12 protein-coding genes are annotated in these 13,374 nt (G+C 69.2%); 7 read left to right on the top strand and 5 right to left on the bottom strand.

The window, feature by feature from the left end:
- Positions 1-35 precede the first annotated feature (35 nt).
- Both glyS and glyQ read right to left on the bottom strand, forming a co-directional pair.
- Positions 36-2,111, bottom strand: a complete 2,076-nt coding sequence (gene glyS / locus ACTJI2_RS18030; protein WP_440842925.1) for a glycine--tRNA ligase subunit beta — start codon at positions 2,109-2,111, stop codon at positions 36-38.
- Between the two features lie 113 nt (positions 2,112-2,224).
- Entirely contained in the window at positions 2,225-3,139 is a 915-nt protein-coding gene (gene glyQ / locus ACTJI2_RS18025) for a glycine--tRNA ligase subunit alpha (RefSeq protein ID WP_183640179.1), read from the bottom strand.
- Between the two features lie 84 nt (positions 3,140-3,223).
- Between glyQ and ACTJI2_RS18020 the strand changes: the two genes are divergently transcribed.
- On the top strand, positions 3,224-3,949 hold the full coding sequence (locus ACTJI2_RS18020; protein ID WP_192198387.1) for a glutamine amidotransferase: 726 nt from the start codon (positions 3,224-3,226) through the stop codon (positions 3,947-3,949).
- 22 nt (positions 3,950-3,971) lie between these two features.
- A complete protein-coding gene (locus ACTJI2_RS18015; protein ID WP_318288213.1) occupies positions 3,972-4,862 on the top strand; it encodes a BPSS1780 family membrane protein in 891 nt (296 codons plus the stop codon).
- Positions 4,863-4,881: 19 nt separating this feature from the next.
- Here the strand turns inward: ACTJI2_RS18015 and zapE are convergent, their stop codons facing one another.
- Positions 4,882-6,027 (bottom strand): cell division protein ZapE, encoded by a 1,146-nt coding sequence (zapE, locus tag ACTJI2_RS18010; protein WP_203322238.1) that lies wholly within the window; start codon positions 6,025-6,027, stop codon positions 4,882-4,884.
- Positions 6,027-6,689 (bottom strand): alpha/beta hydrolase, encoded by a 663-nt coding sequence (locus ACTJI2_RS18005; RefSeq protein ID WP_192198163.1) that lies wholly within the window; start codon positions 6,687-6,689, stop codon positions 6,027-6,029. Before ACTJI2_RS18005 ends, zapE begins: the two co-directional genes overlap by 1 nt.
- 172 nt (positions 6,690-6,861) lie before the next feature.
- Between ACTJI2_RS18005 and ACTJI2_RS18000 the strand changes: the two genes are divergently transcribed.
- Entirely contained in the window at positions 6,862-8,052 is a 1,191-nt protein-coding gene (locus ACTJI2_RS18000) for an MFS transporter (RefSeq protein ID WP_440842924.1), read from the top strand.
- A 54-nt stretch (positions 8,053-8,106) separates the two neighbouring features.
- On the opposite strand, the gene ACTJI2_RS17995 is transcribed toward ACTJI2_RS18000, so the two are convergent.
- On the bottom strand, positions 8,107-9,585 hold the full coding sequence (locus ACTJI2_RS17995; RefSeq protein ID WP_203322241.1) for an AAA family ATPase: 1,479 nt from the start codon (positions 9,583-9,585) through the stop codon (positions 8,107-8,109).
- A 126-nt stretch (positions 9,586-9,711) separates the two neighbouring features.
- On the opposite strand from ACTJI2_RS17995, the gene ACTJI2_RS17990 reads away from it, so the two are divergent.
- The 4 genes from ACTJI2_RS17990 to ACTJI2_RS17975 form a co-directional block, all read left to right on the top strand.
- Positions 9,712-10,344 (top strand): ParA family protein, encoded by a 633-nt coding sequence (locus tag ACTJI2_RS17990; RefSeq protein ID WP_183640194.1) that lies wholly within the window; start codon positions 9,712-9,714, stop codon positions 10,342-10,344.
- Positions 10,345-10,365: 21 nt separating this feature from the next.
- Positions 10,366-10,842, top strand: a complete 477-nt coding sequence (locus ACTJI2_RS17985) for a SixA phosphatase family protein (RefSeq protein WP_141454659.1) — start codon at positions 10,366-10,368, stop codon at positions 10,840-10,842.
- Positions 10,839-11,420 (top strand): YceI family protein, encoded by a 582-nt coding sequence (locus ACTJI2_RS17980; protein WP_183640196.1) that lies wholly within the window; start codon positions 10,839-10,841, stop codon positions 11,418-11,420. Before ACTJI2_RS17985 ends, ACTJI2_RS17980 begins: the two co-directional genes overlap by 4 nt.
- 2 nt (positions 11,421-11,422) lie before the next feature.
- A partial coding sequence (locus ACTJI2_RS17975) for a phospholipase D family protein (protein WP_440842949.1) occupies positions 11,423-13,374 on the top strand: 1,952 nt, incomplete at its 3' end.

Raw genomic sequence — 13,374 nt, 5'->3', positions numbered from 1 at the left:
CCAGGCCTCCCCGCGGGCGCGGGGAGGCCGTCGGATCAGACCGAGAGATGTTCGATCGCGGCGACCGCGCGGAAACGATCGGCCAGGCGCTTGAGCAGGGCCAGGCGATTGGCGCGGATGGCCGGATCGTCCGCGTTGACCATCACGTTGTCGAAGAATGCGTCCACCTGCGGACGCAGGCGCGCCAGCCGGTTCAGCACGCTGACGTAGTCGTGATGGTGCAGGGCGTCGTCGGTGTCGCCCAGCGCGGCCTCCACCGCTTCGGCCAGCGCGCTTTCCGCCGGCTCCTTCAACAGCGCGCGATCCTCCATCGCCGGAATCGCGATGTCGGCCTTCTTCAGGATGTTGTTGATGCGCTTGTTGGCGGCGGCCAGCGCTTCGGCTTCCGGCAGGCTGGCGAAGGTGCCGATCGCATCCAGGCGGGTGTCGAAGTCGTACAGCGAGGCAGGCTTCAGTTCGGCGACCGCGTTGAAGTGCGCGGCCGGCACGCCCTTGTCGGCGTAGTAGCCGCGCAGGCGATCGAGGATGAAGTCATAGAGTTCGGACGTGTCGGCCTGCACGCCGCGCGCGGCCAATGCCTGGTTGGCATGGGTGAGCAGTCTGGGCAGATCCAGATTGAAGCCGGATTCGATCACCGTGCGCGCCAGGCCCAGCGCATTACGCCGCAGGGCGAACGGATCCTTGTTGCCGGTCGGCTTCAGGCCCGCGGCGAAACCGCCGGCCAGGGTGTCCAGGCGCTCGGCGATGGCCAGCACCTTGCCCAGCGGCGAGAGCGCGATGTCGTCGCCGGCGAAGCGCGGCTGGTAGGCCTCGTCGATCGCCAGCGCGATCTCCTTCGGTTCACCCGCCGCCAGCGCATAGTGGCGGCCGGCGATGCCCTGCAGTTCCGGGAATTCGTTGACCATGCGCGACTGCAGATCGTTCTTGCACAGTCCGGCGGCGCGACGCGCCTCGGCCGGATCGGCGCCCACCTGCGGGGCAATCGCCTCGGCCAGCGCCGCCACGCGCGCGGCCTTGTCCGCCACGCTGCCCAGCTTGGCCTGGTAGGTGACCGTCTTCAGGCCCTCGCCCATCGACGCCAGGCCCTGCTTGAGATCCTCGTCGAAGAAGAACTTGGCATCGGAGAAGCGCGGACGGATCACGCGTTCGTAGCCCTTGCGGACTTCGGCGGGATTGCGCGATTCGATGTTGGCGATGCCGATGAAGTGTTCGGTCAGCTTGCCGGTCTCGCTGAGCACCGGGAAGAACTTCTGGTTGATCTCCATGGTTTCGATCAGCGCTTCCTGCGGCACCGCCAGGAACGCCGGTTCGAAGCTGCACAGCACCGCGGTCGGCCATTCGGTCAGGCAGACCACCTGTTCCAGGTTGTCGTCGGTGACGCGGGCCACGCCACCGGCCTGGTGCGCCGCCGCTTCCACCTCGGCGACGATGCGCTGGCGGCGCTCGCCGGCGTCGACCAGCACCCGCGCCGCGCGCAGCGCGTCCACGTAGTCGCCCGGCTGGCCGATCCAGACCGGCTTGTCATGCTCGAAGCGGTGGCCGCGGCTCATGCGGTCGGCCTTCACGCCCAGCACTTCGGCGTCAACCACGTCGCCCCCGAGCAGCAGCACCAGCCAGTGCACCGGGCGGGCGAAGGCGTAGTCGTGATCGCCCCAGCGCATCGGCTTGGGGATGGGCATGGCGGCGATGGCTTCGCGCACGATGTCCGGCAGCAGGCCGGCGGTCTTCACGCCCGGCTTGATCGCGCGGTGGACGAAGCGCTCGCCCTTGCCGTCGGTGGTGCGTTCCAGTTGGGTCCAGTCGAGCCCGGCCTTGGCGGCGAAGCCCTGCAGCGCCTTGGTGGGTTCGCCGTTGGCGTCCAGCGCGATGTTGAGATACGGCCCCAGCACTTCCGATTTCTGTTCCGGCTGCTCCACCGCCACGCCCGGCAGCAGCACGGCCAGGCGGCGCGGCGTGTACAGCGGCTTGGCGTCGCCGCGCTGGAAGTCGATGCCGCGCTTTTCCAGCGCGCCGAGCACGCCGTCGAAGAAGGCCTGCGCCAGTCCGGGCAGCGCCTTGACCGGCAGTTCCTCGGTACCGAGTTCGATCAGCAGGGATTTTTGTTCGCTCATGTTGTGCAACCTGGTGTCTTGCCTGTCCCGCTTCGAAGCGGTGGGTAGGGCACGGGGCTTGCCCCCATCCGCCCTTCGGGCACCTTCCCCCGCGGGCGGGGGAAGGACGTGTGTCATGGAGTCCGGTTTTTCAGTCCGGGAAAGCCCAGTTTCTCGCGTTGCGCGTGGTAGGCCTCGGCGACCGCCTGGGCCAGCTTGCGCACGCGCAGGATGTAGCGCTGGCGTTCGGTCACCGAGATCGCGCGGCGGGCGTCCAGCAGGTTGAAGCTGTGCGAGGCCTTGCAGACCTGCTCGTACGCCGGCAGCGGCAAGCCCGCCTCGACCAGCTTCATCGCCTCGGCCTCGCAGGCGTCGAAGCGGTGGAACAGCTCGGCGACGTCGGCGTACTCGAAGTTGTAGGTGCTCTGCTCGACTTCGTTCTGGTGGTAGACATCGCCGTAGGTGACGATGCCCTGCGGACCCTCGGTCCACACCAGGTCGTACACGTTGTCGCAGTTCTGCAGGTACATGCACAACCGCTCCAGGCCGTAGGTGATCTCGCCCAGCACCGGCCGGCATTCCAGGCCGCCGGCCTGCTGGAAGTAGGTGAACTGGGTGACCTCCATGCCATTGAGCCAGACTTCCCAGCCCAGACCCCAGGCGCCGAGGGTCGGCGACTCCCAGTTGTCCTCGACGAAGCGCAGATCGTGCACGCGCGGGTCGATGCCCAGCGCCTTCAGCGACTCCAGGTACAACTCCTGGATGTTGTCCGGATTGGGCTTCATCACCACCTGGTACTGGTAGTAACGCTGCAGGCGGTTGGGGTTCTCGCCGTAGCGGCCGTCGGTGGGACGGCGGCTGGGCTGCACGTAGGCGGCGTTCCACGGCTCCGGGCCGAGCGCGCGCAGGAAAGTGGCGGGATGGAAGGTGCCGGCGCCGACCTCCAGGTCCAGCGGCTGGATCAGCACGCAGCCCTGCGCGGCCCAGTACTGGTTCAGGGTCTGGATGAGGCCCTGGAAGGTGACGGCGGGGGTTGAAGTGGCGGCCATCGGCTTATCGTGCACTGCGGAAAAGCGGGCTAGTATACGGGGGAACCCCCGCCCCACCTTCGTTTGCCCGCCGTGGACGTTCCCCTGAAAGCGCCTTTCCTCATCGTCGAAACCGGCCAGCCGGTGCCGTCGATGCGACGCTATGGCGGCTTTCCGCACTGGATCCGGGTGGCGGCCGGACTGGAGGCGGACGAGGCGGTGGTGAGCAACGTCGAGCGTGGCGATGCGCTGCCGCGCCGCGAGGGTTTCGCCGGGGTCATCGTCAGTGGCTCGGCGGCGATGGTCACCGACCGCGCCGACTGGAGCGAGCGCAGCGCCGACTGGCTGCGCGAGGCCGCCCACGAAGGCGTGCCGGTGCTGGGGATCTGCTACGGCCACCAGTTGCTGGCGCACGCGCTGGGCGGCGAGGTCGCCTACAACCCGGCCGGGCGCGAGTCCGGCACGGTGACCATCGATCTGCATCCGCACGCCGACGCCGATCCGCTGTTCGCCGGGCTGCCGGCCAGCTTCGCCGCCCACGCGACCCATGTGCAGACGGTGCTGCGGGCGCCGGACGGCGCCACCGTGCTGGCCCGCTCCGAGCAGGACCAATGTCATGCCTTTCGCTGGCGGGACCGGGCCTGGGGCGTGCAGTTCCACCCCGAATTCGCCACCCACCACATGCGCGGCTACGTCCACGCGCGCGCCGAACACCTGCGCAACGAGGGCCGCTGCCCCGGCAGCATCGCCCGCGGCGTGACGGCGGCGCCGCAAGCCCGCAAACTATTGCGGCGCTTCGTCGCGCACGCGCGCGGGCTGCACGCCCGCTGAGCTTCCCTTCCACGGATTACCGATGAGCACGATCAACAAGGTGCCGGCCAGCGCCGGCGCGGAATGGCTGCTGGGTGGATTCGCGCTGCTGCGCCGCGCGCCGGTCGCGCTGGGCACCCTCGCGATCCTGTGGGGCCTGGGCTCCACGGTGCTGATGGCGCTGGCGGGCGCGACCGGCCTGACCGTGTTGCTGTACGCCGCGCAGTTCCTGTTGATCCTCGCCGGTCCGTTGTTCTTCGGCGCGATGATCTGGGCGGCGCGGGAAGTGGATCAGGGCCGCCCGGCCCAGCCCGCCCATCTGCTGCAGCCGATCCGCGACGGCCACGGCCCCGCGCTGCTCGCCACCCTGCTGCCGCAGGTAATCGCCTCGTTCGCGCTGGGCCTGCTGCTGCTGGCGATGATCGGCCCGGATCAGCTCAAGCACCTGGGCGAGGTGTGGGTGCAGATGCAGACCGTCGCCGCCGAGGGCGGGCAGCCGGATCCGTCGTTGGTCAAGGATCTGCCGGCCGGCCGCCTGCTGCTGTGGCTGCTGCTGGTGGCCATCACCTTCGTGGTCATCAAGTGGATGACCTTCATCGCCGCGCCGCAGATCCTGTTCACCGGCACCGACGCGATCGGCGCGATGCGCAACAGCCTGCGCGCCTGTCTGCACAACTGGACCGCGATGCTGGTGTTCTACCTGCTGGCGGGCATCGCGATTTTCGCCATCACCTTCGGATCGCTGCTGCTGATGGCGATCCTGCAACTGATCACCGGTCCGGTCATCGCGGTGCTGCTGTGGCAACTGGTACTGCTGGCGGTGCTGACCCCGGTGCTGGCTGGCGCCATGTATACGGCGTGGCGGCAGATGATGACGACGGCGGGTTCGGCCGCACCCTCCACGGCCCCCGCCACCACGCACATCGAAGTCTGATTCCGGGTAGACCGCGCCATCAGGCGCGGTGCCCGGTTCCCAGGTATTCGGCGCTCTGCATTTCGATCAGGCGCGAGGCGGTGCGCTCGAATGCGCCCTGCAGGCGCTCGCCCGTATACAGATCGGTCGGCACGGCGTCGGCGGTGCAGACCAGGTTGACCTGGCGGTCGTAGAGTTCGTCGATCAGGTTGACGAAACGGCGCGCGGCGTCCTCGTTGAGCCGATCGAAGCGCGGGATCCCGCCCAGCAGCACGGTGTGGAACTCGCGCGCCACCTCGATGTAGTCGGTGGTGCCGCGCGGGCCTTCGCAGATCGCGGCGAAGTCGAACCAGACAATGCCCTTGCCGCGCCCGCGCACCGGAATCCGGCGATCGTCAATGACGATGTTGCCGTCGCGGGTCGCGCTGCCGGCGCTCAGTTCCTTCCAGCGTTCGCACAGCCAGGCATCCGACTGCGCGTCCAGCGGGGCGCGGTAGACCGGCGAGCGGGTCAGCGCGCGCAGGCGATAGTCCTCCGCGCCGATGGCATGCACTTCCACGCAGTACTTCTGCAGGAGGGCGATCGCCGGCAGGAAGCTGTCGCGCTGCAGGCCATCCTTGTAGAGATTCGCGGGTGCGGTGTTGGAACTGGTCACCAGGGTCACGCCCTCGGCGATCAGGCGTTCCAGCAGGCGTCCCAGCAGCATCGCGTCGCCGATGTCGGTGACGAAGAACTCGTCCAGCACCAGCACGCGCAGGCGATCCCGCCATTCCTGCGCGATCTTCGCCAGCGGGTCGCTCTGCCCGGCGTGTTCGCGCAGGCGTTCGTGCACGCCGCGCATGAAACGGTGGAAGTGGGTGCGGTACTTGCCGCCTTCCGCGCGCGTCGAATCCGGATGGAACGGTTCCAGCGGCAGGCCGTCGTAGAACAGGTCGATCAGGAATGTCTTGCCGCGGCCGACGCCGCCCCACAGGTACAGGCCGCGCACCGGCTCGGGTTTCTTCCAGAACGAGGACAGGCGATCCAGCCAGCCATCCTGCGCATCTTCGAGCAGGGCCAGGTGGATCCGATCCAGTTCGCGCAACGCGTCGTACTGCGCCGGATCGTCGCGCCAGCGGCCTTCGGCGACGCCGCGCGCATAGGCCTGCGACGGCGTCGGGGGCACCGGGGTATCGCCGTCCGCCATCACGCCTCCGGCAGCCAGGCCTTCATCGCGTGCTTGATCGCCCCGCGCAGGTCCATCAGCTTGCGGTGGAAGAAATGGCTGGTCTCGGGCATGCGGATCAGCTCCGGCGGATTCCTGAGCTTGTCGATCCAGTCGTAGACCGCTTGCGGCTCGACGATCTCGTCCTGCTCGCCCTGGATCACCAGCCACGGACAGGATGGCGGTTCGATGGCGGCGAAATCCCAGCGGCCCGCCGGTGGCGCGATCGAAATCAGCGCGTCGGCCTTGAGCGCTTCCGCGCTGCGCAGCGAGACGTACGCGCCAAAGCTGAAACCGGCCAGCCACAGCCGCGTCCCCGGTCGATGCGCGCGCACCCATTCGACCACCGCCTGCAGATCCTCGGACTCGCCGTCGCCATGGTCGAAGTTGCCGGCCGAGCCGCCGGTGCCGCGGAAGTTGAAACGCACCGTCACCGCGCCCAGCTCTCGCAGGCTGCGCGCGGTCATCACCACCACCTTGTTGTGCATGGTGCCGCCCTCGGTGGGCAGCGGGTGGCAGACGATCGCGGTCAGCGGCAGCGCGGTGACGTCATCGTCCGGCCACTCGACGGCGACCTCCAGCGGACCGACCGGGCCGGGCAGTTCGAGATTGGCGGTCTGGCGGGGGAAATCGGGTGTCGACATGGCTACATGATAAGGCTTCGCCCCGTCCGCGCCGGTCCGCATGCGGGCGCGCGGGCCGGCGCGCGTGCGACGCTACGTTCGATGATTCCGTCTTGCGGTCGTCATTGTTGCGGCGCACAATCGCTGGTCCCTCCCGCCCGCGATGCCCGGTTTTGCCGGGATTTCCGCCCGCATGCGCCTTCCCCTCGTCGCGCTCGCCGTGAGCGCCTTCGCCATCGGCACCACCGAATTCGTGGTGATGGGCCTGTTGCCGCAGATGGCGCAGGACCTCGATGTCTCGATTCCCTCCGCCGGCATGCTGGTGTCCGGCTACGCGCTGGGCGTGGTGTTCGGCGGACCGTTGCTGGCGATGGCGACCGCGCGGCTGCCGCGCAAGGCGGTGCTGCTGGTGCTGATGGGCGTGTTCGTGCTCGGCAACCTGCTGTGCGCGCTGGCTCCCAACTATCCGACCCTGATGGCGGCGCGGGTGATCGCCGCGCTCGCGCATGGCTCCTTCTTCGGCGCCGGCGCGGTGGTGGCCGGCCACATCGCCCCGCCGGGCAAGCGCGCGCAGGCCATCGCGCTGATGTTCACCGGCCTGACCGTCGCCAACATCCTCGGCGTGCCCGCGGGGACCTGGCTGGGGCAGGCGCTGGGCTGGCGGGCCACCTTCTGGGCGGTGGTGGCGCTGGGCGCGGCGGCCCTGATCGCCATCGCCCGCTACGTCCCCGTGCTGCATGATCTGGCGCCGCCGCGGCTGGGTCGCGAACTGCGGGTGCTGCGCGAGCCGCAGGTGCTGCTGGCGTTGGGCATGACGGTGTTCGGCTTCGGCGGCGTGTTCGCGGTGTTCACCTACATCGTGCCGATCCTCACCGACGAAGCCGGTATCGCCAGCCACTCGGTGGGCGCGGTGCTGGTGCTGTTCGGCCTGGGGGCGACCCTGGGTACGCTGCTGGGCGGGCGCCTGGCCGACTGGAAACTGATGCGCGCGCTGATGATCGCCCTGTCGACGCTGTGCGTGTTCTTCCTGCTGTTCGCCGCGACCATGCACCTCAAGCCATTCGCGATCGCCGGCGTGTTCCTGATCGGCTTCATCGGCTTCATTGGCGGTCCCGGCCTGCAGGCGCGCTCGGTGCAACAGGCGAAGGACGCGCCGCTGCTGGCGTCCACCCTCAACCAGAGCGCCTTCAACCTCGGCAACGCCGGTGGCGCCTGGATTGGCGCCAGCCTGCTGGCGAACGGCGCCGCCTATCCGTGGCTGGGCGTGGCCGCGGCGATGGTGACCGCGGTGGGGCTGGGCCTGACCGCGCTCAGCGCGGCGCTGGAACAGCGCGCCTTGCGTCCGGCGCTGGCGGCCTGCGAGTGCGGCGACAGCGGCATGTGAGGCGATGGCGCCGGGCGCCGCGGGGCGCCTGGCGGATGCCGCCTGTCCGAGGCATCAATCGGCCGGCACGGTCCGCTCGCGCGCCCACTCGCGCAGCGCGCCGACCTGTTCGGCCATCAGCACCGACAGCGGGCGGGTGTTGCGGATCTCGTCCATCAACAGTTCGGTGTCCAGCATGCGCTGGTCGCCGTGCGCCGTATACAGCGCGGAGACGATGACCTGCTCCAGTTCGGCGCCGGAGAAGCCGTTCGCCGCCGCCGCCAGCGCCGGCAATTGCAACTCGTCCAGCGGCAGCTGGCGGCGCTGCAGGTGCACGCGCAGGATCTCCACGCGGGTATCGGCGTCGGGCAGGTCGACGAAGAAGATTTCGTCGAAGCGGCCCTTGCGCAGCAGTTCTGCCGGCAAATCCTGGACCTGGTTGGCGGTGGCGACCAGGAACACCGGCGCCTTGCGTTCGGCCATCCAGGTCAGCAGGTAGCCCAGCACCCGCCGCGAGACGCCGCCGTCCTCGCCGCCGCTGGCCAGGCCCTTCTCGACCTCGTCGATCCACAGCACGCAGGGCGCCAATTGCTCGGCCGAGGCGAGCGCGGCGCGCAGGTTCTTCTCGGTCTCGCCGTGGTACTTGTCGTACAGGGTGCCGAAATCCAGCCGCAGCAGCGGCACGCCGAAGCCGGCGGCGGTGGCCTTGGCCAGCATCGACTTGCCGCAGCCCTGCACGCCCAGCAGCAGCACGCCGCGCGGCGGATCCAGCCCGGGCGGGACGTTGCCGGTGAAGGCGGCCCGGCGCTGCTCGATCCAGCGCTTGAGCCGGCGCGCCCCGGCCACGTCGGCGAAGCGCGCGGTGTCGTATTCGTAGTGCAGGTGGCCGCTGCGGTTGAGCAGTTCGAACTTGAGCCGGGTCAGCTGCGGCAGGTCGTCGGCGTTGAGGGCGCCGTCGGCATGAATCAGCTGGCGGGCGATGCGGCGGGCGTCGGACAGGCTCAGTCCCTGCAGGTTGCGCAGGACCTGGCGGGCCGCGTCGCCGTCCACCTCGACCCGGCGGCCGCCGTTCTCGCGGGCGTATCCATCGGCTTCCTCGCCCAGCATCTTCTGCAGGGCGGTGGCATCGGGCAGGCGCGGGCTGAACCGCACCGCCATCGATTCCAGTTCCGGCGGCAGCTCGACCTTGTGGCCGATCAGCACGATCACGTGCGGCAGGCAGTGGCGGCGCTGGATCAGGTCGCGCAGCGCGCGCTGGCTGCTGGCGTAGCCCAGGTAGGGATGGAAATCCAGCAGCAGGTAGACGCCACGCTGGCTGGCCTGGCGCATGGCCTGCAACGCGGCGCTGGCGTCGGGCGGCCCTTCCGGCTCGTCCTCGCGGTCCATGTCGATGCGGCGCAGGCCCTCGGTGATCGTCCACCGGTACAGGGCCCGCCAGACCTGGGAGAGGGTCTGCCGGAACAGGTCGACCGCGCGGGCTTCATCCTGGGTCTCGATCACGATCAGCGGGGTGTTGGCCCGGATCAGCGCGGTCAAATCCTGGAGTTCGTTCATGAAAGCGGTCGTTCCCTCGGGGGACGAAAGATAACAAAGCGATTCACGCCGCGTGGACAAGCCCGGCGATTCCCGCCCGCCGGCCGCCGGTGTACCCTGCGGCTTCCCGGGCAACGAGGTGAGCGCATGAAGACGATTCTGGTCGCCAGCTCCAAGGGCGGCGCAGGCAAGAGCACCATCGCCACGAACCTGGCGGCGACCTTCGCCCTCGACGGCAAGCGCACGGTGCTGGTGGACGCCGACCCGCAGGGGTCCTCGACCCGCTGGGCCGAACGCCGCGCGGAGCTGGAGAGCGCGGTGCTGCCGGTGGACGGCACCGGGCGGCGCGCATGGCGCGACGCGGTGCCCGACGACGCCGACCGGGTGGTCATCGACGCGGCCGCCGGCGCGATGGCGGCGGATCTGGAATCGTTCCTGGATAAGGCCGACGCGGTGGTGGTGCCGGTGCTGCCGTCGGCGATGGACATCGAGGCCACGGTCGGCTTCCTCAACACCTTGGCCAAGGTGCCGCGCGTGCACAAGCGCAAACTGCCGGTGGGACTGGTGGTCAACCGCAGCAAACCCTGGACCAACGCCTCGCAGCAGGCGGTCGAAATGCTGTCCACCTGGCCCTATCCGGTGGTGGCGCAGCTGCGCGACACCCAGGCCTATGTGGTGCTGGCGGGACTGGGGCGCAGCCTGTTCGACTACCGTTCGGCACAGGTCCGCGATCATCAGTCCGATTGGGATCCGCTGCTGAAGTGGATCAAGAAAGCCTGACCAGGAAGGAGTCCCTGCCCGATGCGTCAACTGATCCTGCTGCGCCACGCGCATGCCGAGCCCGCCATCGCCGGGCAGTCCGACTTCGATCGGCCGTTGTCCCCGCAAGGCCTGGCCGAGGCGGAGGCCGCCGGTCGCTGGCTGGCCGAGCACGGGCTGGTGCCGGACCGGGTGCTGTGCTCGCCCGCGCGCCGCGCACGCGAAACCCTCGAAGCGGTGCTGGAGGCCATCGGCTACGTCGAGCAGCGTCTTGAGGACGCCATCTACGAGGCGACCGCCGGCACGCTGGCCGAAGTGGCCGACGGCCACCGCGAGGTCGAGCGCCTGATGCTGGTCGGGCACAACCCCGGCTTCGAGCGGCTGGCGGCGCTGATGCACAGCGGCCAGTCCGGCGACTATCGCGGCATGCCCACCTCGGCGGTGGTGGTGCTGAGCCTGCCCGTCGACGCCACCATCGAACCCGGTGTCGCCACCCTGTCCTCGTTCTGGTGGCCATGACGCTGCTGTCCGGAAAGAGTTGGCTGGGTGTCTGTGGACTCGGCCTGTTGTGCGCCTGGCCGGTCTGGGCGGGCGGAGACAAGAATTTCGACCCGGCGCACACGCGGCTGGGTTTCGAACTGCGCACGCGCTGGGGACAGCGGCTGGACGGACTGTTTCCGCAATACGAAGGACAGGTGCGGGTGCTGGCGGATGGTCGCCAGCAGGTCCACCTGCGCATGTATACCCGCAACGTCGAGATTGTCGGCTACCCGCGCTACACCCAGTGGGCGCGCAGCGAGAAGTTCTTCGAGGCCGACCGTTATCCCGTGGTGACCTTCATCTCCAAGCCCTATGTGCCGCAACTGCTGCGCGACGGCGGCCTGCTGGAAGGCGACCTGAGCATCCGCGGCATCAGCCGCCCGCGCAGCCTGACGGTGGAACCGGCCACCTGCGCGCGCCCGGCGGTGGACTGCGACGTGGTCGCCACCGGCGCGGTGCGTCGCAGCGACTACGACATGGACGACTGGAAGCTGGCCGTGAATGACCGCGTGGTGTTCGTGCTGCGCGCCCGGGTCAGGGACGGGGCCCCGCAGTGAACCTGTCCCTGCTACGCGACGCCGCGCGCTGCGCGGCGATTCTGCTGTCGCTGGCGTGCACCGCCTGCGCCGGCCTGAGCGATGCCCAGCGCGATCGCGCGGCGGGAATCGCCGCCGCCGCGCGATCGGAGATCGTGGACTGCCGCCAGCCCGATGCCTGCGCGCTGCCTTCGCCGCTGCATGATCTGGGACCGCGCGCGCTGTCGGCGTCCACACCGCAGTCGCCGCGGCACTACGCGCTGATCCTGGATCGCGGCGAGGACTCGCTGCTGGCGCGGCTCAACCTGATCCGCAGCGCCCGCCGCAACATCGACTTGCAGACCTACATCTTCGACAAGGACGACAGCGCGCGGCTGGTCATCGACGAACTGCTGGCCGCGGCACGGCGCGGGGTCAAGGTGCGGCTGCTGATCGATCAGCTCTCGGCGATTGCCGATCTGCAGATCCTCGGCGCCCTGGCCGGCGCCCACCAGAACTTCGCCATCCACATCTACAACCCCAGTTTCGGCAAGGCCAAGCTCAACTACTTCGACTACGCCGGCAGCGTGCTGTGCTGCTTCCGCCGCTTCAACCAGCGCATGCACACCAAGCTGCTGCTGGTGGACGGGGAAATCGGCATCACCGGCGGGCGCAACTACCAGGACGATTATTACGACTGGGACGCGGAGTACAACTTCCGCGATCGCGACGTGCTGGTGGCCGGGCCGGCCGCACGCGACATGGCGGTCAATTTCCAGGCGTTCTGGGATGCGCGCAGGAGCATCCCGGCCGAGCGGCTGAACGACGTTGGCCGGACCCTGCTGCGCGGAGGCGTGCCGGAGATGCCGCCGGCGCGCTTCCTGCGACCGGAACGGGTGGCGGCGATGGCGCAGGACGCCGCCGATCCGGCGGTGATCCAGGAGCGGCTGCTGGAATCGGTGCTGCCGGTCGGCGAGGTCAAGTACGTGGCCGATCTGCCGCAGAAGCATCGCCGCGAGCATGGCAGCGATGCGGCGCCTTCCGCACCGGAGCTGGAAACCCTGATCGGCAATGCCAGCCAGGAAGTGCTGCTGCAGACGCCCTACCTGGTGATGTCCAAGCAGGCGCAGGAGATCTTCCGCGACATGCGCAAGCGCCAGCCGCCGCCGAAGGTGATCGTGTCCACCAACAGCCTGGCGGCGACCGACAACCCGGTCGTCTACTCGATGTCGTTCAAGTACAAGCGCCGCTACCTGCGCGAGTTCGGCTTCGAGATCCACGAGTACAAGCCGTTTCCCGAGGACGCGCCGGTCGACTACGCCACGCTGATGCCGGAGGGGCCGCCGGTGGCGCCCGCCGATCCTTCCTCGCGCAGTCGTCCGCGCGGACCGTCGGGCTCGATCGGACCGTCGTCGTCGTCCGGGGAGCGGCGCGAATCGGCGGGCGAGACCACCCGCAAGCTGCAGCGCACCGAGGCGCGGCCGTCGTTCCTCAGCAGCGGCGCGGCGACCGGGCCGGTGCCGCTCAAGCGCGCCGGCGTGCGCATGGGCCTGCATGCCAAATCGATGGTCATCGACGGGCGCATCGGCGTGATCGGCACGCACAACTTCGATCCGCGCTCGGAGACCTACAATACCGAGAGCGTGGTGATCATCGAGGACGAGGCGTTCGCACAGGCGCTTGCCGACAGCATCCGCCGCGACATGAAGCCGGAGAATTCCTGGCTGGTGGCGCGCAAGGTCAAGCCGCCGGTGTTCTCCGGGCTGGACTACAGCCTGGGCAAGGTGTCGGAAGCCTTGCCGCTGTTCGACCTGTGGCCCTGGCGCTATGCCACCAGCTACGAATACGTGCCGGGGCCCGATTGCCCGGAACCGTTGCCGCCGGGAGATCCACGCTTCCACCAGTGCTATCGCTCGGTGGGCGATTTTCCGGAAGTGAACATCGGTCCGAAGTGGCTGTACACGCGCATCCTGACCGCCTTCGGCGCCGGCCTGGT

The sequence above is a fragment of the Pseudoxanthomonas sp. 22568 genome, from assembly GCF_052044485.1.
Classification (GTDB): domain Bacteria; phylum Pseudomonadota; class Gammaproteobacteria; order Xanthomonadales; family Xanthomonadaceae; genus Pseudoxanthomonas_A; species Pseudoxanthomonas_A beigongshangi.
This window is presented reverse-complemented; position numbering and strand designations above follow the sequence as displayed.

Excerpts from the sequence above, each read along its gene's own strand:
- ACTJI2_RS17995 (WP_203322241.1), bottom strand. The coding sequence starts at position 9,585 with ATGAACGAACTCCAGGATTTGACCGCGCTGATCCGGGCCAACACCCCG.
- ACTJI2_RS18000 (WP_440842924.1), top strand. The coding sequence starts at position 6,862 with ATGCGCCTTCCCCTCGTCGCGCTCGCCGTGAGCGCCTTCGCCATCGGC.
- ACTJI2_RS17990 (WP_183640194.1), top strand. The coding sequence starts at position 9,712 with ATGAAGACGATTCTGGTCGCCAGCTCCAAGGGCGGCGCAGGCAAGAGC.
- glyQ (WP_183640179.1), bottom strand. The coding sequence starts at position 3,139 with ATGGCCGCCACTTCAACCCCCGCCGTCACCTTCCAGGGCCTCATCCAG.
- zapE (WP_203322238.1), bottom strand. The coding sequence starts at position 6,027 with ATGGCGGACGGCGATACCCCGGTGCCCCCGACGCCGTCGCAGGCCTAT.
- glyS (WP_440842925.1), bottom strand. The coding sequence starts at position 2,111 with ATGAGCGAACAAAAATCCCTGCTGATCGAACTCGGTACCGAGGAACTG.
- ACTJI2_RS17985 (WP_141454659.1), top strand. The coding sequence starts at position 10,366 with ATGCGTCAACTGATCCTGCTGCGCCACGCGCATGCCGAGCCCGCCATC.
- ACTJI2_RS17980 (WP_183640196.1), top strand. The coding sequence starts at position 10,839 with ATGACGCTGCTGTCCGGAAAGAGTTGGCTGGGTGTCTGTGGACTCGGC.
- ACTJI2_RS18005 (WP_192198163.1), bottom strand. The coding sequence starts at position 6,689 with ATGTCGACACCCGATTTCCCCCGCCAGACCGCCAATCTCGAACTGCCC.
- ACTJI2_RS18015 (WP_318288213.1), top strand. The coding sequence starts at position 3,972 with ATGAGCACGATCAACAAGGTGCCGGCCAGCGCCGGCGCGGAATGGCTG.